The 18,993-nt window shown below is 71.8% G+C and carries 18 protein-coding genes and 1 tRNA gene; 12 read left to right on the forward strand and 7 right to left on the reverse strand.

What is annotated here, in order from left to right:
- Positions 1-54 precede the first annotated feature (54 nt).
- From BLT82_RS17520 to BLT82_RS17540, 5 genes are all read left to right on the forward strand, one after another.
- Positions 55-1,431, forward strand: a complete 1,377-nt coding sequence (locus BLT82_RS17520; RefSeq protein ID WP_093655842.1) for an APC family permease — start codon at positions 55-57, stop codon at positions 1,429-1,431.
- Between the two features lie 240 nt (positions 1,432-1,671).
- Positions 1,672-2,082 carry a roadblock/LC7 domain-containing protein gene (locus tag BLT82_RS17525; protein WP_208867945.1) on the forward strand — a complete coding sequence of 137 codons (411 nt, stop codon included), beginning with the start codon at positions 1,672-1,674 and terminating at the stop codon, positions 2,080-2,082.
- Between the two features lie 11 nt (positions 2,083-2,093).
- Positions 2,094-2,840 (forward strand): transcriptional regulator, encoded by a 747-nt coding sequence (locus BLT82_RS17530; RefSeq protein ID WP_244292021.1) that lies wholly within the window; start codon positions 2,094-2,096, stop codon positions 2,838-2,840.
- A 38-nt stretch (positions 2,841-2,878) separates the two neighbouring features.
- Positions 2,879-3,262, forward strand: a complete 384-nt coding sequence (locus tag BLT82_RS17535) for a roadblock/LC7 domain-containing protein (RefSeq protein WP_093655846.1) — start codon at positions 2,879-2,881, stop codon at positions 3,260-3,262.
- 121 nt (positions 3,263-3,383) lie between these two features.
- A complete protein-coding gene (locus tag BLT82_RS17540; RefSeq protein WP_017945811.1) occupies positions 3,384-3,758 on the forward strand; it encodes a hypothetical protein in 375 nt (124 codons plus the stop codon).
- 26 nt (positions 3,759-3,784) lie between these two features.
- On the opposite strand, the gene BLT82_RS17545 is transcribed toward BLT82_RS17540, so the two are convergent.
- A complete protein-coding gene (locus BLT82_RS17545) occupies positions 3,785-4,318 on the reverse strand; it encodes a hypothetical protein (RefSeq protein WP_093655848.1) in 534 nt (177 codons plus the stop codon).
- A gap of 152 nt (positions 4,319-4,470) precedes the next feature.
- Positions 4,471-5,310: a MurR/RpiR family transcriptional regulator gene (locus tag BLT82_RS17550; protein ID WP_093655850.1), complete on the reverse strand. Its 840-nt coding sequence runs from the start codon at positions 5,308-5,310 to the stop codon at positions 4,471-4,473.
- Positions 5,311-5,596: 286 nt separating this feature from the next.
- Here BLT82_RS17550 and BLT82_RS17555 point away from each other — a divergent pair, with 286 nt between their 5' ends.
- Positions 5,597-6,028, forward strand: coding sequence for a hypothetical protein (locus BLT82_RS17555; protein ID WP_093655852.1), 432 nt, complete (start codon positions 5,597-5,599; stop codon positions 6,026-6,028).
- A gap of 291 nt (positions 6,029-6,319) precedes the next feature.
- Here BLT82_RS17555 and BLT82_RS17560 read toward each other — a convergent pair whose 3' ends face one another.
- Positions 6,320-7,705 carry a cystathionine beta-synthase gene (locus BLT82_RS17560; protein ID WP_093655854.1) on the reverse strand — a complete coding sequence of 462 codons (1,386 nt, stop codon included), beginning with the start codon at positions 7,703-7,705 and terminating at the stop codon, positions 6,320-6,322.
- Positions 7,706-7,848: 143 nt separating this feature from the next.
- Between BLT82_RS17560 and BLT82_RS17565 the strand changes: the two genes are divergently transcribed.
- The 3 genes from BLT82_RS17565 (at position 7,849) to BLT82_RS17575 (ending at position 11,631) form a co-directional block, all read left to right on the forward strand.
- The gene (locus tag BLT82_RS17565) at positions 7,849-8,856 is read left to right on the forward strand and encodes an SGNH/GDSL hydrolase family protein (protein ID WP_093655856.1); all 1,008 of its coding nucleotides are present in this window, start codon (positions 7,849-7,851) and stop codon (positions 8,854-8,856) included.
- Positions 8,857-9,164: 308 nt separating this feature from the next.
- Entirely contained in the window at positions 9,165-10,385 is a 1,221-nt protein-coding gene (locus BLT82_RS17570; RefSeq protein ID WP_093655857.1) for an acetyl-CoA C-acetyltransferase, read from the forward strand.
- Positions 10,386-10,770: 385 nt separating this feature from the next.
- The gene (locus tag BLT82_RS17575) at positions 10,771-11,631 is read left to right on the forward strand and encodes a hypothetical protein (protein ID WP_435866350.1); all 861 of its coding nucleotides are present in this window, start codon (positions 10,771-10,773) and stop codon (positions 11,629-11,631) included.
- A gap of 55 nt (positions 11,632-11,686) precedes the next feature.
- Here BLT82_RS17575 and BLT82_RS17580 read toward each other — a convergent pair whose 3' ends face one another.
- Complete coding sequence (locus tag BLT82_RS17580) at positions 11,687-12,010, reverse strand: hypothetical protein (protein WP_167746033.1); 324 nt, start codon at positions 12,008-12,010, stop codon at positions 11,687-11,689.
- Between the two features lie 99 nt (positions 12,011-12,109).
- Here BLT82_RS17580 and BLT82_RS17585 point away from each other — a divergent pair, with 99 nt between their 5' ends.
- Complete coding sequence (locus BLT82_RS17585; RefSeq protein ID WP_093656142.1) at positions 12,110-12,340, forward strand: DUF4287 domain-containing protein; 231 nt, start codon at positions 12,110-12,112, stop codon at positions 12,338-12,340.
- A 99-nt stretch (positions 12,341-12,439) separates the two neighbouring features.
- Here the strand turns inward: BLT82_RS17585 and BLT82_RS17590 are convergent, their stop codons facing one another.
- Together BLT82_RS17590 and BLT82_RS17595 are read right to left on the reverse strand one after the other, a co-directional pair.
- Complete coding sequence (locus tag BLT82_RS17590; protein ID WP_093655859.1) at positions 12,440-13,327, reverse strand: Bax inhibitor-1/YccA family protein; 888 nt, start codon at positions 13,325-13,327, stop codon at positions 12,440-12,442.
- A 365-nt stretch (positions 13,328-13,692) separates the two neighbouring features.
- A tRNA-Leu gene (locus tag BLT82_RS17595) sits at positions 13,693-13,774 on the reverse strand.
- A 425-nt stretch (positions 13,775-14,199) separates the two neighbouring features.
- Here BLT82_RS17595 and BLT82_RS17600 point away from each other — a divergent pair.
- Positions 14,200-14,970, forward strand: coding sequence for an ABC transporter ATP-binding protein (locus BLT82_RS17600; RefSeq protein WP_093655860.1), 771 nt, complete (start codon positions 14,200-14,202; stop codon positions 14,968-14,970).
- Positions 14,971-15,022: 52 nt separating this feature from the next.
- On the forward strand, positions 15,023-17,554 hold the full coding sequence (locus tag BLT82_RS17605; protein ID WP_093655862.1) for an ABC transporter permease: 2,532 nt from the start codon (positions 15,023-15,025) through the stop codon (positions 17,552-17,554).
- Between the two features lie 101 nt (positions 17,555-17,655).
- Here the strand turns inward: BLT82_RS17605 and BLT82_RS17610 are convergent, their stop codons facing one another.
- A complete protein-coding gene (locus BLT82_RS17610; protein ID WP_093655864.1) occupies positions 17,656-18,963 on the reverse strand; it encodes an SAM-dependent methyltransferase in 1,308 nt (435 codons plus the stop codon).
- Between the last annotated feature and the right edge of the window lie 30 nt (positions 18,964-18,993).

Genomic DNA, 18,993 nt, shown 5'->3' on the forward strand with positions numbered 1-18,993 from the left:
ACCCATGGTCGGGCAGAGACTTTCCCAGCCGTCAACGGGAACGGGAGAGGATCCATGGCCACGTCCACGTCCACGGGACCGCAGGAACACGACTCGTCGCTGAAACGCGTCATCGGCCCGAGACTGATGATCCTCTTCGTCATCGGCGACATCCTCGGCACCGGGATCTACGCCACGACCGGGAAGGTCGCGGGGAAAGTCGGCGGGGCGCTGTGGCTGCCGTTCCTGATCGGCTTCGCCGTCGCACTGCTCACGGCGGCGTCGTACGTGGAGCTCGTCGGCAAGTACCCGAAGGCGGCGGGAGCCGCGCTCTACACCCAGAAGGCGTTCCGGCTCCCCTTCCTGACCTTCATCATCGCCTTCATGGTCATGTGCTCCGGCCTGTCCTCGGCGAGCGCGGCGGCCCGCGCGTTCAGCGGTGACTACTTCCAGGAGTTCACCGACGCGGTCCCGCCGACCGCGATCGCGATCGCCTTCATCCTCGGTCTCGCCGCCATCGCGCTGCGCGGTGTCGCGGAGTCGGTGAAGACGAACATGGTGCTGACGCTGGTCGAGCTGTCGGGGCTCGCGGTGGTCCTCGGCATCGGGGCGTGGGCCGTGCTGAGCGGCGGCGGGGAGCCGTCCCGGCTCGGCGAGTTCCAGTCGAGCGGCACCGGGTACGCGCTGCTGACCAGCGTGCTCGGCGCCACCGCGCTCGGCTTCTTCGCCTTCGTCGGCTTCGAGGACTCCGTCAACATGGCCGAGGAGACCAAGGATCCGGTCCGGACGTTCCCCCGCGCCATCTTCATCGGCGTCGGGGTGACGGGCACGATCTACGTCCTCGTGGCCCTGGTGTCGTCGCTGCTCGTCGACTACCGGGTACTGGCGGAGTCCGACGGCCCGCTGCTGGAGGTCGTGAAGGCCGGCGGGGTCGACTTCCCGCCGAAGCTGTTCGCGGCCATCGCGCTCTTCGCGGTCACCAACTCCGCCCTGATCAACATCATGATGGCCTCGCGCCTCTGCTACGGCCTGGCCAACGAGAAGGTGCTGCCGCGCGGCATGGCCCGGGTGCTCCCCCACCGCCGCACCCCGATCACCGGAATCGTCTTCGTCACCGTCCTCGCCATCGGCCTCGTCTCGACCGGAGAGATCGAGGGGCTCGGCGACACCACCGCCTTCCTGCTCCTGTGCGTCTTCGCGGTGGTCAACGTGGCGGTGCTGGTGCTGCGCAAGGACCGCGTCGGGCACGCCCACTTCCGCACCCCGACGGTCCTTCCGGTACTGGGCGCGATCACCTCGGTCATCCTCGCCAGCCCGCTCTCGGAGCGCGGTTCGGACGTGTACATCCGGGCCGGGGTGCTGATCGCCATCGGCATCGTGCTCTGGGGCGTCAACAAGCTGTGGATGAGGTTCCGGCACGAGGAGACCGCGACCTGGGGATCCGCGGGCTGAGACGGGGCGATCCGAGGTCCCGCGGACCGACTGCACGGCAGGCCGGAGGTCCGCGGGCCGAGGGCGCGGCGACGGTCCGGGCGGCTGCGGAGCGAATCGGGCGGGCGGACCCTAGCGGACCGCGCGCATGTTCCGATGGAAATTGCCAGAACTTCCACCAGCCACCACTGCGGTGCGTAACCTTACGGCTACGGACATACGTCCGAGCCGTTCGCACACGTGCTGGAGGGGGATTTCCGCGTGCCCGGGATCGACGAGTGTCTTCTCCACGCCATGCGGCTGCCCGGAGTGCGCGGCGCCGCCCTCGTCGACTGGACCAGCGGACTCGCCCTCGGCACCGTCGGGGACGCGGCCGGCAACGACCACGAGACGGCGGCGACCGAGACCGCGGAACTGGCGCGCATGGCGGCGGAGCATCCCACCTTCACCCCGGTGGGCACCGCCGACGGCCCGGACGCGAACCCCGGCAAGAACCCTCCGGTGGAGGACCTCGTCGTCACCACCCGTACGTGTTATCACGTTCTGCGCTTCGTCGAGACGAGCTTCGACAGCAGCGTCCTGCTCCATCTGTGGCTCGACCGCGCGGAAGGCAATCTCGCCCTCGCCCGGCTCAGAATGCGCGAGCTGACCGAGCGGCTGGTGCTGGAGTGACCGTCTCACCGATGCTGTTGCGGCTCGCCTCGGAGCGGGCCACCGGCGCCCTCTTACGGGATCGGGGCACGCTGTACCTCGTCGAGGGCCAGGTCGTGCACGCCGAGAGCCCCGCCGCGCCGGGCATCGACGTCCTGCTCGCCGCCACCGGCCGGCTGCGTTCCGACGGCTGGACGGAGGCCCTCCGCGAGGCCGGAGCGACCGGCGCGGTCGGCCGCTATCTCGTCGACAGCGGCCTGGTGTCCGGCGGCGAGCTGGAGATATGCCATCTCGGGGCGCTCTTCGACGCGGCGTTCTTCGCTCTCGCCCCGAGCAGCGGCCCCACTCGCTTCCGCTACGGCGTGGCCCACTGGATAGGCCCGGTACGGCCCGTGGCCGCCGAAGCGGTCGAGCGCGAGACCCTGCGGCGCCGGGCCCTGCTGGACCGTCTCTGGGCGCACCCCGAGACGGACACCGCGCCCGTGGTGCCCTCCCCCCGCCCCGCCCCCGTGCGGGCCGCCCCGCGGCAGCGCGCCGTGCTCGACCTGGCCGACGGCGTGCGCACGCCCGCCGACATCGCCCGGGCACTGGGCCGCCCCGCGTTCCACACCCTCATCGACGTCCGCCGGCTGGCCGCCGCCGGGCTCGTCGAGACCCCGCGCCCGGGCGCCACCGCGTCCGCCCCGCCACCCGATGTCGCGCGCGTGATGGAGATGTCCGCGGACCCGGACATCGCCCTGCTCCGCCGGCTCCGTGACGCCCTGGAGGCAACGCTGTGATGCGCGCGATGAGGCAGCGCGCCGAGAGGAGACAGCTGATGACCGCGAGCACCGGAGTCCTCGACGAACTGCACCGGTTGAGGACCCGGTTACCGCAGCTCACCGGCGCCCTCGCGGCCAGCGTGGACGGCCTCGTGCTGGCCAGGGACACCCCGGAAGCGGAGGCGGAGACGGTCGCCGCGCTGACCGCCGCGGCGCTCGGCGTGGCCGTGCGGCTCACCGAGGCGACCGGGCAGGGCCGCTTCCGCGAACTGCTCGTGCGCGGCGAGAACGGCTACGTGGCGACCTACGCGGCGGGCGCGGCCGCCGTGCTCACCGTGACCGCCGAACCCCGGGTCAACGTCGGCCGGTTGCACCTCGAGGCCCGCAGGGCGGGGGCGCGCATCGGCGAACTCGTGGACGGAGCACTCGAACGCCCCTGACCCGGACCGACGGCCGGGCACCCCCCGGCCGGACACCCCGTACGGAGACCGGCCTCCGGCACTCCGGCAGACGAACACCCCACCCGAACCGAACAGTTCCACAACAAGGAGAGGCACCACCATGGCGAACACCGAGACGGCCCTCAAGGAAGCGATGGCCGTGATCGAGGGCGCGGTCGGCGTCGCACTCGTCGACTACACCAGCGGCATGGCCCTGGGCACCCTCGGCGGCGGCAAGCACCTCGACCTGAACGTCGCGGCCGCGGGCAACACCGACGTGGTGCGGGCGAAGCTGCGCGCGATGGAGATGCTGGGCCTCCAGGACGAGATCGAGGACATCCTCATCACCCTGGGCGGGCAGTACCACCTGATCCGGCTGCTCAAGGCGCGCGGCGGCAACGGGCTGTTCCTGTACCTGGCCCTGGACAACCAGCGCGCCAATCTGGCGATGGCCCGCCACCAGCTGCGCAAGATCGAGGCCGAGCTGGAGGTCTGACACCCGACCGGCGCCCCGCCGACCGTTCAGCGACGCCGAGCCCCGCCCGGGGCGGCGTCCCCGGCGGCGGGGCCGGTCGTCCGGTAGCCCTTCACCCGCGCTCCGGCGGGCCGGCCGCCCTCGACCCAGTCGGTGCGCACCCACAGCAGTTTCTCGGCCGCGATCTCGCGCCGCCCGAGGGCGCGCGCCTTGAGCCAGAGGCCGGTGCCGGCGCCCGCCAGCAGCATTCCGCCGGCCGCCGGCACGGCGAAGGAAAGACCCACGGCCGCGGCGAACGCCGCGAGCAGCCACCAGCGGTGGTCACGGCGCCGGTTGCGGACGGTCACGGCCCGGTCCTGCAGGATGTCACTGCGGGCGGCCCGGGTGGCCGTGCGCTCCAACTCCCGGTAACGGCCCGTGCGGCCGACCGCCACGACGGCCGCCGCGACCAGGAACAGCACGGCGCCGCCGTACAGTCCGATCCTGCGCCCGGTGAGTCCCTCCGGCGCCAGCCCGACGGCCGCGGCGAGCACCCCGAGCCACACCATCGGGGCCGCCCCGGCCCGTACGATCACCGCCACGCGCGCCAGTGCGTGGCTTCCACCGCGACCCACGACGCCGCTCCCTTCGCCCGACATGCCGTCCAGGGCGGGGAGGTTAGCCGGGTTTTCTGAGGAACGGCTGAGAAGGGACGGCCCCGGAGCGGGACGTACGCGGGCCGGGCGGCGGCGCCTCAGTCCGCGAAGAGTCCGCGCTCCGCGGCACGGACGTCGAACTCCTCCAGCCGCGCCTGCGCGTCCGGCAGGTCGTCGCACATCGCCTCGAGCAGCACCCGGCCCAGCAGCATGGGCGCGCACGCCGTGTCGAAGGCAAGGCCGGTGCCGACGGCGGCCGGGATCAGCACGTCACTGTGGGCGGCGACGGGCGCGAACGCCGAGTCCGCGACCGTGACGACGGTCAGCCCGGCCCCTCGCGCGTAGGCGAGCGCCTCCACGACCTCCCGGGGATGGCGGGGCAGGGCGAAGCAGAGCAGCGCGGTCGCGCCCGCCCGCCGTGCGGCGTCGATCCGGTCGGCCAGCATCGAGCCGCCCTCGTCGAGCAGACGGACGTCCGGGTGGACCTTGGCCGCGAAGTACGAGAAGCCACGAGCCTGCGAGGAGGCCGCGCGCAGCCCGAGCACCGGCAGCGGGCGGGAGGCCGCGAGCAGCCGGGCGGCCCGCTCCACGGGGCCCGGGTCGGCGAGCAGTTCGGCGAGATGGCGCAGGTTCTCGATCTCGGCGTGGACGGCCTGCTGGTACTCGGTGAACTCCTGCTTCCCCTCCGCCGGTTCGGCGGGCGCCACCTCGCGCAGATGCCTGCGCAGCGCCGGATAGCCGTCGAAGCCGAGCGCGACGGCGAAGCGGGTGACGGAGGGCTGGCTGACTCCGGCGAGTTCGGCCAGTTCGACGCTGGACAGGAAGGGCACGTCGGCCGCCCTGCGCACCATGCAGTGGGCGATACGGCGCTGGGTGGGGGTGAGCCGGTGGCCTTCGAACAGCTGCTGCAAACGCGCGGCAGGGCTGGTGTCGTTCATGCCGTCCCGTCCCCCAGTTCGTCTCGCCCGGCGCGCCGGAGGCGCCGGCCCGCTCCCGGACGCCCGGGACAGTACCGCGAGGGCGCGGCGCGGGGAGGCGGAACGGACACGAAGATCACCGAGAACTTCGGCACACCGGCTATTCAGTCACCTTTAACTCTGCATGACCATATACAGACCGGGCAAGCGGCGCCGCCGCGGCCCTGCCCGAGGACGGGGGAACCCGAACCGGAAGAGGGGGGCCTGCCCCACCGACACGCCCTCGCCGTCTCCCTACCCTGTGCCCATGGAAGCCCGTGACCACGAGCTCACGAAGGAGCTCGACGCCACCCTCCGCGCCCGCCACGAGCTGGGCACGGAGTACGAGTCGGCACTCGTCGAGTCGTTCCTGGAGAAGGTCGAGCAGCGCATGGACGCGGCCGTCGACCGCCGGGTCCGGCGCCATCTGGCCGAGCGGCAGATGACGGCGGCCCGCGGTGGCACGCGCCCGGAACGCTCCGGGGAGAACTTCGGCGAGCGCCACGGCCTCGCGATCATCACGCTCGTCCTCGCCGTCCCGCTCTCGGCGATCAGCGTGGTGCACGCCGGTATCGAGGGCCTGTTCGTGACCTGGGGCGGCATCGTGGGCGTCAACGCCGTGCACGCCTTCCGCGGCAGGAGCCCGTTCGGCCGCCGGGAGAAGTCCGCGGCGGGAGCGGGATCCGACTGGGAGGACTGAGGCGGCCGCCGTCCCGGCGCTCCCGGCCGGGCCGGGGACGGAGCTTCGCGGAACCGGTACGAGCGCGACACGTCGGCGCAGCACTCGCTTAACACGCGTCGGGCACATTGAGGGGTGTCGGCGTCAAGGACCTCCGGAGCGGCTCCCGGACCTCCACGGACGCCCGGACGCGAGCCCGGCCCTGACCCGGACCGCGTCCCTCGCGGGGACCGCCGTCGTCCCGCCCCCCGGTCACGGGGGTGCGGCGGTCCCCGCGCATCCCCTCGCGCGGGGACCCCGGCCCCGTTCGGGCTACTTCCCGGACAGCGCCAGGAACGACAGCAGGTCCTGGCGGCTCACCACTCCGGTGGGCTTGCCCTCGACCAGCACGATCGCCGCGTCGGCGGAACCGAGCACCGACATCAGGTCGCCGACGGGTTCGCCCGAACCGACCTGCGGGAGCGGGTCGCTCATGTGCTTCTCCAGCGGGTCGTTCAGCGAGGCGCGCTGGGTGAACAGCGCGTCCAGCAGCTCCCGCTCCACCACGGAGCCGATGACCTCGGCGGCCATGACGTCCGGGTGCCCGGCGCCCGGCTTCACGATCGGCATCTGGGAGACGCCGTACTCGCGCAGCACGTCGATGGCCTGGCCGACCGTCTCCTCGGGGTGCATGTGCACGAGCGAGGGCAGCGCGCCCTCCTTGTGCTTCAGCACGTCGCCGACCCGCGGCTGGTCGCCGGCCTGCTCCAGGAAGCCGTAGTCGTTCATCCACTCGTCGTTGAAGATCTTCGACAGGTAGCCGCGCCCGCTGTCCGGCAGCAGCACGACCACGACGTCGTCCGGGCCGAGGCCCTCGGCCACGCGCAGCGCGGCGACGACCGCCATGCCGCAGGAGCCGCCGACCAGCAGGCCCTCCTCCTTGGCGAGGCGGCGGGTCATCTGGAAGGCGTCCTTGTCGGACACGGCGACGATCTCGTCGGTGACGTTCGGGTCATAGGCGGTGGGCCAGAAGTCCTCACCGACGCCCTCGATCAGGTACGGACGGCCCGAGCCGCCCGAGTACACGGAGCCCTCGGGGTCGGCGCCGACGATGCGGACCTTGCCCTCGCTGACCTCCTTGAGATAGCGGCCGGTTCCGGAAATGGTGCCTCCGGTGCCCACACCCGCCACGAAATGGGTGATTTTCCCCTCAGTCTGTTCCCACAGTTCGGGACCGGTCGTCTCGTAGTGCGAACGCGGGTTGTTCGGGTTGGAGTACTGGTCCGGCTTCCAGGCGCCGGGCGTCTCGCGCACCAGCCGGTCCGAGACGTTGTAGTACGAGTCCGGGTGCTCCGGGTCGACCGCGGTGGGGCAGACGACGACCTCGGCGCCGTACGCACGCAGCACATTGATCTTGTCCGTGGACACCTTGTCCGGGCAGACGAAGATGCACTTGTAGCCCTTCTGCTGGGCCACGATCGCAAGCCCGACGCCGGTGTTGCCGCTCGTCGGCTCGACGATCGTGCCGCCCGGCTTGAGCTCTCCGCTCTGCTCGGCGGCCTCGATCATGCGCAGGGCGATGCGGTCCTTCACCGAACCGCCGGGGTTGAAGTACTCGACCTTGGCGAGGACCGTCGCCTGAATGCCCGCGGTCACGCTGTTCAGCTTCAGCAGCGGGGTATTGCCAACCAGACTGATCATCGAGTCGTGGAATTGCACCGTAAGTCTCCGGGATCTCCGTAGTGGTTCCGTCAGCGTATGCGCATTCGGCGCGAGATTGGGCTACGGCCGTTACGGGGCAGTTAGCTCTTGGACGACTGCACGGCTACGAGGAGGTGGCTGGGACTGTGTCGAGGGCGAGGGTGGCGCGGCGCATCGCGGCGGGCGCGGCATACGGCGGCGGCGGGATCGGTCTGCTCGGAGCTGCGGCGGTGACTCTCCTGCTGGCCGAGGTGCAGCTGGCAAAAAGATCGGTGGGGGGCGGCACGGCACCCTTTCCCCCCGGGGCGGACGGCGTCTACGGCACGGCCTTCGGGCTCTCCGATCCGCTGCGGCTGGCCCTGCTGGGCGACTCGACGGCCGCCGGGCAGGGTGTGCGCCGGGCGGGGCAGACACCGGGGGCGCTGCTGGCCTCGGGCCTCGCGGCCGTGGCCGAGCGCCCGGTGGAGCTGATGAACGTGGCCCAGCCCGGTGCGCGCTCCGACGACCTGGAACGCCAGGTGGGCCTGGCCCTGCGGGACCCGTCCCGGGTCCCCGACGTCTGCGTGATCATGATCGGGGCGAACGACGTGACGCACCGGATGCCCCCGACGCAGTCGGTGCGGTACCTGTCCGCGGCGGTGCGCCGGCTGCGGACGGCCGGTGCGGAGGTGGTGGTGGGCACCTGCCCGGATCTCGGCACCATCGAGCCGGTGTACCAGCCGCTGCGCTGGCTCGCCCGCCGGGTCTCCCGGCAGCTCGCGGCCGCCCAGACGATCGGCGCGGTGGAGCAGGGCGGCCGCACGGTCTCGCTGGGCGACCTGCTGGGCCCGGAGTTCGCGGCGAACCCTCGCGAGCTGTTCGGCCCGGACAACTACCACCCCTCGGCGGAGGGGTACGCGACGGCGGCGATGGCGGTGCTGCCGACGCTGTGCGCGGCGCTGGGCCTGTGGCCGGAGACGGACAGGCTGGACGCCGACCGCCGCGAGGGCATGCTGCCGGTCGCCAAGGCGGCGGCGGAGGCGGCGAGCGAGGCCGGAACCGAGGTCACGGGCGCCCGCGCCCCGTGGGCGCTGCTGAAGCACCGCAGGCGCCGCCGTCTGCCGGTCCCCACGGAGCCCGCGCCTTCGGAGCCCCGGGCCGCGGAGGTGCGGGGGCGGGCAGCCGAGTGAGCGCGCGGCCCGCGCCGGGCCCGGGCACCGCGGCCCGGGTCGCGCCGAGCCCCCGCCCACCGAGCAGCCGCGGGCCCGGAGCCCGGCCCTGCCGCCCGCCCGGGTTCCCCGCGGGCGCGAACGGCCGACGGCCGTGCCGGGCCCGCGGTGATCCGCCGGGGCCCACCGTCCGGCGGGCAGCGCAGCACCCCTGCCCGTAAGCGAGCGCTTAGAAAAGAGGCCCGCATCACACGGTCCGTACCGTGACCCGCGCGATACGTAGGGGTAACTTCCAGACAGTCGCCCCCAAGCACCTCACTGGAGCCGTGATGCCCGAAGCCGTGATCGTCTCTGCCGCCCGCTCCCCCATCGGTCGGGCCTTCAAGGGCTCGCTGAAGGACCTGCGGCCGGACGACCTGACCGCGACGATCGTCCAGGCCGCCCTGGCCAAGGTCCCCGAGCTGGACCCGAAGGACATCGACGACCTGATGCTCGGCTGCGGCCTGCCCGGCGGCGAGCAGGGCCACAACCTGGGCCGGATCGTGGCCGTGCAGATGGGGATGGACCACCTCCCCGGCTGCACCATCACCCGCTACTGCTCGTCCTCGCTGCAGACCTCCCGCATGGCGCTCCACGCCATCAAGGCCGGCGAGGGCGACGTCTTCATATCGGCGGGCGTCGAGATGGTCTCCCGCTCCGTGAAGGGCACGTCCGACGGGCTGCCCGACACCCACAACCCGTTCTTCGCCGAGGCCGAGGCCCGCACCGCGGCCGTCGCGGCCAGCGAGGGCGCGGGCTGGCACGACCCGCGCGAGGACGGCCTGGTCCCGGACGCCTACATCGCCATGGGACAGACCGCCGAGAACCTGGCCCGGCTCAAGGGCGTCACCCGCCAGGACATGGACGAGTTCGGCGTGCGCTCGCAGAACCTCGCCGAGGAAGCCATCAAGAACGGGTTCTGGGAGCGCGAGATCACGCCCGTGACGCTGCCGGACGGCACGGTCGTCGGCAAGGACGACGGCCCGCGCGCCGGCGTCACGGTGGAGGGCGTTCAGGGCCTGAAGCCGGTCTTCCGTCCCGACGGCCTGGTCACCGCGGGCAACTGCTGCCCGCTCAACGACGGCGCGGCCGCCCTCGTGATCATGTCCGACACCAAGGCACGGGAGCTGGGCCTGACCCCGCTGGCCCGGATCGTCTCCACCGGCGTCTCCGGCCTCTCCCCCGAGATCATGGGCTACGGACCGGTCGAGGCGAGCAACCAGGCGCTGCGGCGGGCCGGGCTCACCATCGGCGACATCGACCTGGTCGAGATCAACGAGGCGTTCGCGGCGCAGGTCATCCCGTCCTACCGGGACCTCGGCATCCCGCTCGAGAAGCTGAACGTCAACGGCGGCGCGATCGCGGTCGGCCACCCCTTCGGCATGACCGGCGCACGCATCACCGGCACGCTGATCAACTCGCTCCAGTTCCACGACAAGCAGTTCGGTCTGGAGACGATGTGCGTCGGCGGCGGCCAGGGCATGGCGATGGTCATCGAGCGCCTCAGCTGAGACGGCGGCGCACCTGAGCGCCGCTCGGGGGGGCGTCGCGCCTGTACGCGACGCCCCGCCCGTCCGGCGACCGGGCCGCGGACCGCGCCCATCCCGCAGGCGCGGCGCGAGGCCCCGGGGAAGGAATCGCGAAACCCCTCCCCGTCCCTCGGCAACCGCTTGCCCAACCCCGCCGTCGCCCAGCCGTGACCTAATCTCCCCCAGGATGTGACCTATCTCGCGCCGATGCGCGTTTCCCCAGGTCACAAGTGTCACGCAGGTAAACATCCGGCCCAAAGTCCTGTCCCTTTCGTGACGTATTGCACTGACACCAGGTGTGGGCTCGCGACAAGCTGATGTAGTAAGTCGGGGAATCCACAGAACCGGGAGTACGTCAGTGAGCGCCATGTCCCTCGCCCTGCTGCTGACCACCGCCGCCGCCACGGCCGTGGGCGCCGCTGCCCTGCACACCACTCTCGGGCTGCGCAAGCAGGTCACCGCCCTGCGTTCGGAGCTGGCCGCCGTGAGCCGTCACGGCAGCGGCCCCTTCGGCTCCGTCCCGCAGGCACGCACCGCACCCGCCGCCGAGATACGCGCCGCCGTCGCCGAGGCACTGGCCGAGGAGCGCGAGCGGGAGCTGGCCGAGGCGCGCGCCTTCTGGGCGGCGCAGGAGGCCCGCGAGGCGGCCGACGCACCGCACTTCGCCGGTGAGTCGCCGCTGTCGATGCTGGGCGGACTGGCGGATCTCGGCGAGGACGGCCCGCTCTACGTACCCCGGCAGGCCGACTTCGCCGGGCTGGAGGCCATGGACCTGGAGGCCGTGGAGGCCCTCGACGACCTCGTGGAGCCCGCGGAGCTCACCGAGCCGCCGGCCGAGTTCGCCGAGGACTCCCCCGAGCTCGCAGCGGCCCGCCGGCGCCACCCCTCGCACCCCGACTTCGTACCGGTGCAGACACCGGTCGTGACCGACCACGAGCGCACCGTGGCGCGCCTGGAGGAGCTCGCGGAGACCGCGACCGCCCTCACCGACGTACGGCCGGGTCCGCTGGGGACCCTCGACGTGTACGTGTTCGCCGACGGCACGACCCTCTGCATGACCCCGGGGCACCGCGAGACCGCGGAGCGTCTCGGGGAGGCGCTGCGGGCCGGGCAGACGCCGGTCCTGCTCGGCGGCTCGGGCGTCTCCGGTGCCTACGCCCTGACGTTCTCCTGCGGCGGCGAGGAGAACGTCTACATCCTCGCGGACCGCGTCATCGCCTCGCTCTGAACCGCGACCGGCCAGGGCCCCGCGCCCCGGCCCCCAGCGGCCCCGGGCGGCGTCCTCAGAGCCCCGCCCGCCGCGCCGCCTCCTCGACCAGTTGCACGGCCTCGTCCAGTTCCTCCGGCGGGGCCGTTCCCGTGCGTACGGCTTCGGCCAAATCCGTCCCGGCGACGAGCAATTGGTCCGCGACCGTGAAGACACCCGCGTCGGGCATGATCCACGGCTGTCGCCCAGGCGACTCGATGCGCTGGGCGCGCACGGCCAACTCCCTGGCCAGTGCCAGGCCTTCGGCCGCCGCCCCGCGCTGGAGCCGGCTCTGCGGGGCCGCCCGCAGCCGGTCGGCGAACCGCTCCACGGCCGCCGTCAGAGGTGTCGTATCAAGCACGACGCGACCCTATGCGCCGGTGCGGGACTGTTGCCAATACGCGAACACTCAGGCACGGTGACGTGAAGGACCACACGCGCAATGCGTCCGGAGGCGCCGATGTCCCAAGTCTTCTCCGAAGAGACCCATCGCAACCTGCTCTCCCGCATCCCCCACTGCACCGGTCGTGAAGTCGCCGACTGGCTGCGCACCGTCGAAGAAGGACCGTCCCTGTTCCGTTTCGAGGAGAAGGTCAGCTGGCTCCGGAGCGAACACAATCTCGCGTACGGCCATGCGAAGGCGATCATCCATGAGTACGACCTGAGGAGGGCGGCCCGCAAGCTGCTCTAGCGGAAACCGGCTCGAGGACGAGCGAAGGGCCCGCCCGGCGGATGATGCCGGGGCGGGCCCTTCGTCGGTTCACCGGGCGGCCGTGCGGCCGCCCGTGCGTCAGTCGTCGCCCTGCAGGATCGACAGCAGACGCAGCATCTCCAGGTAAATCCACACCAGGGTCATGGTGAGGCCGAAGGCGGCCAGCCAGGACTCCTCGCGGGGAGCGCCGTAGTTGATGCCGTCCTCGACCTGCTTGAAGTCCAGGGCGAGGAAGCAGGCACCGAGGATGATGCCGATGACACCGAACAGGATGCCGAGGCCGCCGCTGCGGAAGCCGAGACCGTCACCGCCGCCGAAGACGGCGAAGAGCAGGTTGACGGCCATCAGCAGCAGGAAGCCCATCGCGGCCGCCATCACGAAGCCGTAGAAACGGCGGGTGACGCGGATCCAGCGCATCTTGTACGCGAACAGCACACCGGCGAAGACCGCCATCGTGCCGAGCACGGCCTGGGCGACCACACCGTCCGCGATGTACGTGGAGACCGCGCTGGAGATCACACCGAGGAAGACACCCTCGAACGCCGCGTAGGCGAGGATCAGCGCGGGCGACGGCTTGCGCTTGAAGGACTGGACGAGCCCGAGCACCAGGGCCACCAGGGCGGCGCCGATGGCGATGCCGTACGACTTGCCGATGTTGGCGGGGTCGACGGGCAGGAGCACCCACGACAGGATCGCCGTGAGCACGACGGTACCGAGCGTCATGGCGGTGCGCGCCACGACGTCGTCCATCGTCATCACATTGGTGCGGGCGGGCGCCTGCGGCGGGGCACCCAGCTGGGCGTCCGCCGGCGCGTAGGGGTTGGTGGCGTACGGGTTGCCCGCGCCCTGGGCGTACGGGTTGCCGCCGACTGCGGGGCCCCCGGCCTGCGGCGCGGTGTTGAAGCCCGCGTAGCCGTTGTCGCGGCTGAACCCCCGTCGCGAGAAGACCGGGTTGCTGCTCCTCATCTCACTCCTCCATGGCCGCCCTGCGCGGCCTTGACACAAGAGTAATGCGGGGGCAAAGACCTCGGCCTAGTGCTGAAGGAGGATCTTTCCTCGATCGTGACTGACCGGTCGCTCCGGGCCCCGCCGTACTCTCTCTCCTGCCACTACAGCCAGTGAATGGACTTTCTCATTCCCGGCTCGGCGAGGTTCACGCCGGACGTGGTGCCGGCAGCGGCCCGCGGAGGGGCCGGGCAGGGGTCGGGGCAGGCGGGGAGGCGGTACGGCGAGACCGGGCCGGCTTCGGTACGGCAACGCCGGCGGCCGCGCGGGCGCGAGTAAGCGTTCAAGAATTCAACGATTCCGCTCGCGCCGCGGACGCGTGAACGTGCCCGGAGCCGGACTTGAACCGGCACGGCCCGAAGGCCAGCGAGGTTTAAGCTCGCCGTGTCTGCATTCCACCATCCGGGCTGGTTGCGCGGTCCTGCTTACGCGGCTCTGCGTTCGCACATGAGCCTATCCGTACGGCTCACCCCAACAGCGGAACACCGACCCGATGTTGTCTTATTTTATTGATGCCTGAGGGTGCGTCAGCCCTTCTGGGCGGCTGTTTGCACCTGCCGAGGCGCGGTCTCCCCGGACCCGGCGCCACCCGTGGGAATGACGGAAAGTCGCCGCCCGGGCACGCCCCGGACAACCCGCAGGCGGCGGCCCGGAAGGGCACGCCCGCCCCGGAGGCTCCCCCGGGGACGCCGTCATACCAAAGGAGGACGGGAGTGCCGCCCCGTCAGACCCGAGAGGGCCACGGGAACGGGCACCGGGACGGACGATCCGGCGGGGTTCCGGGCAGCACGATGGTGCGGTCCCCACGAACGCCGCGACAGGAGAGCCGACTCGTGACCACCACACCCACCGCCGCCCGCGCCACCGCGGTGGCCGCCCGCGCCATGGATCTGTCCAAGGTCTACGGGGAGGGCGAGACCCAGGTGGTCGCCCTCGACCGGGTCACCGTGGACTTCCGGCAGGGGGAGTTCACCGCGATCATGGGCCCGTCCGGCTCCGGCAAGTCGACGCTGATGCACTGCGTCGCCGGACTCGACACCTTCAGCGGCGGTTCGGTGCGGATCGGCGAGACGGAACTCGGTTCGCTCAAGGACAAGCAGCTGACCCAGCTGCGCCGCGACAAGATCGGTTTCATCTTCCAGGCCTTCAACCTGCTGCCCACGCTCACGGCGCTGGAGAACATCACGCTCCCGATGGACATCGCCGGCCGCAAGCCCGACCAGCAGTGGCTGCAGCTCGTCATCGACATGGTGGGACTCTCCGGGCGGCTCGGCCACCGGCCGACCCAGCTCTCCGGAGGCCAGCAGCAGCGCGTCGCCGTCGCCCGCGCGCTCGCCTCCCGCCCCGAGATCATCTTCGGTGACGAGCCGACCGGAAACCTCGACTCCCGCTCCGGCGCCGAGGTGCTGGGCTTCCTGCGCAACTCGGTGCGGGAGCTCGGCCAGACCGTCGTGATGGTGACGCACGACCCGGTGGCCGCCTCGTACGCCGACCGCGTCGTGTTCCTGGCGGACGGCCGGATCGTGGACGAGATGATCGCCCCGACCGCCGACGGCGTGCTGGACCGCATGAAGGAGTTCGACGCCAAGGGCCGGACCAGCTGACCCACGGCTCCACCGCAGACTTCCGGCCCTCACCTCAGGACTGACTCACACCATGTTCCGTACCGCCTTGCGCAATGTGCTCGCGCACAAGGCCAGGCTGCTGATGACCGTGCTCGCCGTGATGCTCGGCGTGGCGTTCGTCTCCGGCACCCTGGTCTTCGCCGACACCCTCTCCAACGCCTTCCGCAACCAGTCGGCCAAGAGCTACGACGACGTCGCCGTGGCCGTCACCTCGTACGCCGACGAGAACGACGCCGAGCAGGAGCCCGGCATCTCCGAGAAGACCCTCGGCAAGGTCGCCGCGCTGGACGGCGTCGCCGCCGCCCGCGGCCGTGTCGACGGCTTCGCCGGGGTCGCCGACCCCGACGGCAAGCTCATCGGCGTCGGCTGGTCGAACAAGGGCTCCAACTTCGCCCCCGGCAAGGACGGCAAGGACCCCGCCTACACCTTCACCGAGGGCGCCGGCCCCGCACAGGACGACCAGATCGCCCTGGACGCCGACAGCGCCGCCAAGGGCAAGTACGCGGTCGGGGACCGGGTCCGCGTCGCCACCAACGGGCCGGTGAAGGAGTACACCCTCAGCGGTGTCTTCACCACCAGGGACGGCGCCGTGAACGCCGGCGGCAGCCTGGTCCTCTTCGACACCGACGTGGCCCAGAAGCTCTACCTGAAGCCCGGCTACTACCGGGACATCACCGTCACCGCCGCCCCCGGCGCCGACGACGCGCGGATCCTCGACGCGGTGGAGCCGCTGCTTCCGGAGAACGCCGAGGCGCAGACCGGACAGGCCCTCGCCGACAAGCAGGCCGCGGACATCGAGGAGGGTCTCGGCGCCCTCAAGCAGGTCCTGCTCGGCTTCGCCGCCATCGCCCTCTTCGTCGGCGTCTTCCTGATCTCCAACACCTTCACGATGCTGGTCGCCCAGCGCACCAGGGAACTCGCTCTGATGCGGGCCGTCGGGGCGTCCCGCCGGCAGATCACCCGCTCGGTGCTCATCGAGGCGGCGATCGTCGGTGCCGTGGCCTCGGCCGTCGGCTTCGTCCTCGGCATCGGGCTGACGATGGGTCTGCGCTCCGGAATGGCCGCCTTCGGCATGAAGGTGCCGGACGGACCGCTCGTGATCTCCGCGACGCCGGTGATCGCCGCGTTCGCCGTCGGTGTCCTCGTCACCATGTTCGCGGCGTGGCTGCCGGGCCGCCGGGCCGCGAAGATCCCGCCGGTCGCGGCCATGGGCAGCGTCCACGCGGCGGCCAGCGCCAAGTCGCTGGTGCTGCGCAACTCCATCGGAACCGTCCTGACCGGCCTCGGCGCAGGCGGCATCGTCTGGGGCGCCTCCGCCGCCGGCGACACCGGGCGGATGCTGATCGCGGCGGGCGCCTTCCTCGCGCTGATCGGCGTGATCGTGCTGATCCCGCAGCTCTCGCGGCCCGTCATCGCGCTCCTGCGGCCGCTGCTGGTCGGCGTCTTCTCGGTCGCGGGCAAGCTCGCCGGGCGCAACGCCGTCCGCAACCCGCGGCGCACCGGTGCCACGGCCTCCGCGCTCGCGATCGGCCTGACGCTGGTCACCGGTCTCTCCGTCCTCGGCGTCACCGTCGGCAGGGCCGTCGACAAGATGACGACGGACAACATCAAGGCCGACTACATGGTCACGATGGCCAACGGCGGGCACCTCGACCAGTCGGCGCTGGCCGCGCTGGAGAAGGCCCCGGGCGTATCGGCGGTCTCCCCGCAGCAGGCCGTGTACTTCGAGGTGAAGGGCGACTTCGCGTCCGCGTCGGCGGTCACGCCCGGAGACATCGGGAAGGTCCTGAACGTCGAGGTCGTGAAGGGCAGCCTGGACACCCTCGCGAAGGGGGGCATCGCGGTCGCGGAGAAGACGGCCACGAAGAAGGGCTGGAAGGTCGGCGACACCCTCCCCGTCACCTTCAACGACAAGAAGAAGGGCAGCCTGGAGGTCGGCGCGGTCTTCAAGGACAGCGAGTTCTTGTCGCCGGTCCTGGTGAGCACCGAGGTCGCCAACCCGCACGAGGTCAAGCCGTACATCCCGGAGATCTTCGTGAAGACGGACGGCGGCCAGAGCGAAGCGAACGAGAAGGCCCTGGTCGACGCGCTGGGCGACAACCCCGCCATCGCGGTGATGGACCGGCAGGACATCCGCGACCAGTTCGGCGGCATGATCAACACTCTGCTGAACATCATGTACGGCCTGCTCGCGATGGCCCTGATCATCGCGGTGCTCGGAGTGGTCAACACCCTGGCGATGTCCGTGTTCGAGCGGCAGCAGGAGATCGGCATGCTGCGCGCGATCGGCCTGGACCGGCGCCGGGTGAAGCGGATGGTCCGGCTGGAGGCCGTCGTCATCTCCGTGTTCGGCGCGGTCGTCGGCATCGGCCTCGGCTCGTTCCTCGGCTGGGCGATCGGCGAGACCTTCCGGGACAAGGTCCCGGGTTACGCCCTGGTCCTGCCGTGGGACCGCATCGGCCTCTTCCTGGTGCTCGCGGGACTGGTGGGCGTGCTGGCCGCGATGTGGCCCGCCCGCAGCGCCGCCCGGCTGAACATGCTGACGGCGATCAAGACCGAGTAGCGGCACCGGCGACGGTACGGACAGGCCCCGGGCCGGGCCCCCAACACGGGGGCCCGGCCCGGGGCACGTACGGGGCCGGGTCACCGCCCGGCCCCGGGGCCTCAGCGGCCGTCGGCGTCGTTCCAGTTGCGCGCCCTCAGCGGCATGCCCGAGCCCCCGCCGTCCCGGCTCTTCACCGCGAGGATCTGGTTGACCCCGATCCTGTTGCGCTCGAAGGCGACGGCCGACGCCGCCATGTAGAGCCGCCAGATCCGCGCTCGGCCCGGCGAGGAGTGGCGTACCGCCCGCCGCCGGTCGGACTCGAGGTTGGCCACCCAGGCGCGCAGCGTACGGGCGTAGTGCTCGCGCAGCGACTCGACGTCGCGGGCCTCGAAGCCGGCCTCCTCCAGGATCGACAGCGTCCTTCCGAGCGGCGCCAGCTCCCCGTCGGGGAAGACGTAGGCGTCGATGAAGTCGTCCACGCGGTAGGCGGCTTCGTCCTGCTCGGGCCGGCGCGCGATCTGGTGGTTGAGGAGCCTGCCCCCGGGCTTCAGCAGCCCGTACAGCACATCGGCGTACTCCCGGTACCGGACGGAGCCGACGTGCTCGGCCATGCCGATGGACGAAATCGCGTCGAACGGACCGTCCTTGACGTCCCGGTAGTCCTGGACCCGGACCTCGATGCGGTCGGTCAGCCCCTCCTCGGCGATCCGTTTGCGGGCGTACGCGGCCTGCTCCCGCGACAGGGTGACTCCGGTGACCTGAGCGCCGTACTCCCTGGCCGCGTGGATCGCCATCGAGCCCCAGCCGCAGCCGACGTCCAGCAGCCGGTCGCCCTCGCGCAGGGCGAGCTTGCGGCAGACCAGGTCGAGCTTGTCGCGCTGGGCGTCCTCGAGCGAACCCCCGTCCCGCCAGTAGGCGCACGAATAGACCATCGAGGGGCCGAGCACCTGCTCGTAGAACGCGTTGCCGACGTCGTAGTGGTGGCTGATCGCCTGCCGGTCGCGGGCCTTCGTGTGCAGTGGGCCGCGGCGTGCGGCGACCTCCTCGGCGGGTGGCGGCACGGGCAGCCAGAAGCGGGGCCCGGCCAGGGCGAGCAGCTCCCGGACGGCCGAGCGGAGCCGCGGGTCGCCCAGCGAGCGCAGCCCCGGGCCGGGCTCGGAACGCTCCCAGATCAGCCCCGCGAGCGCCTCCAGGGCCTCGTACAGATCGCCCTCGACGTCGATCTCGCCGGCCACCCAGCCGCGGGCCAGGCCGAGTTCGCCGGGCTTCCACAGCAGCCTGCGCAGGGCGCGCGGGTGCCCGATGACGAGGACGGGGCCGTCGGCGGGACCCGACTCGCTCTCGTCCCAGGCCCGGATGCGGATCGGGGGCGGTGCCCCCAGCAGTTCCTCGGCGAGAGCGGTGAGCCGCGAAGCGGCATCGGCCATGGCGCACACCTCCGTGATCGCTGTGTGACG

This window comes from Streptomyces wuyuanensis, assembly GCF_900103455.1.
In the GTDB taxonomy this organism is placed as follows: Bacteria; Actinomycetota; Actinomycetes; order Streptomycetales; family Streptomycetaceae; genus Streptomyces; species Streptomyces wuyuanensis.

What these genes read in the sequence shown, in the direction of transcription:
- BLT82_RS17520 (WP_093655842.1), top strand. Translation starts at nt 55, where the DNA reads ATGGCCACGTCCACGTCCACGGGACCGCAGGAACACGACTCGTCGCTG.
- BLT82_RS17530 (WP_244292021.1), top strand. Translation starts at nt 2,094, where the DNA reads ATGCTGTTGCGGCTCGCCTCGGAGCGGGCCACCGGCGCCCTCTTACGG.
- BLT82_RS17535 (WP_093655846.1), top strand. Translation starts at nt 2,879, where the DNA reads ATGACCGCGAGCACCGGAGTCCTCGACGAACTGCACCGGTTGAGGACC.
- BLT82_RS17540 (WP_017945811.1), top strand. Translation starts at nt 3,384, where the DNA reads ATGGCGAACACCGAGACGGCCCTCAAGGAAGCGATGGCCGTGATCGAG.
- BLT82_RS17550 (WP_093655850.1), bottom strand. Translation starts at nt 5,310, where the DNA reads ATGAACGACACCAGCCCTGCCGCGCGTTTGCAGCAGCTGTTCGAAGGC.
- BLT82_RS17555 (WP_093655852.1), top strand. Translation starts at nt 5,597, where the DNA reads ATGGAAGCCCGTGACCACGAGCTCACGAAGGAGCTCGACGCCACCCTC.
- BLT82_RS17570 (WP_093655857.1), top strand. Translation starts at nt 9,165, where the DNA reads ATGCCCGAAGCCGTGATCGTCTCTGCCGCCCGCTCCCCCATCGGTCGG.
- BLT82_RS17575 (WP_435866350.1), top strand. Translation starts at nt 10,771, where the DNA reads ATGTCCCTCGCCCTGCTGCTGACCACCGCCGCCGCCACGGCCGTGGGC.
- BLT82_RS17585 (WP_093656142.1), top strand. Translation starts at nt 12,110, where the DNA reads ATGTCCCAAGTCTTCTCCGAAGAGACCCATCGCAACCTGCTCTCCCGC.
- BLT82_RS17590 (WP_093655859.1), bottom strand. Translation starts at nt 13,327, where the DNA reads ATGAGGAGCAGCAACCCGGTCTTCTCGCGACGGGGGTTCAGCCGCGAC.
- BLT82_RS17605 (WP_093655862.1), top strand. Translation starts at nt 15,023, where the DNA reads ATGTTCCGTACCGCCTTGCGCAATGTGCTCGCGCACAAGGCCAGGCTG.
- BLT82_RS17610 (WP_093655864.1), bottom strand. Translation starts at nt 18,963, where the DNA reads ATGGCCGATGCCGCTTCGCGGCTCACCGCTCTCGCCGAGGAACTGCTG.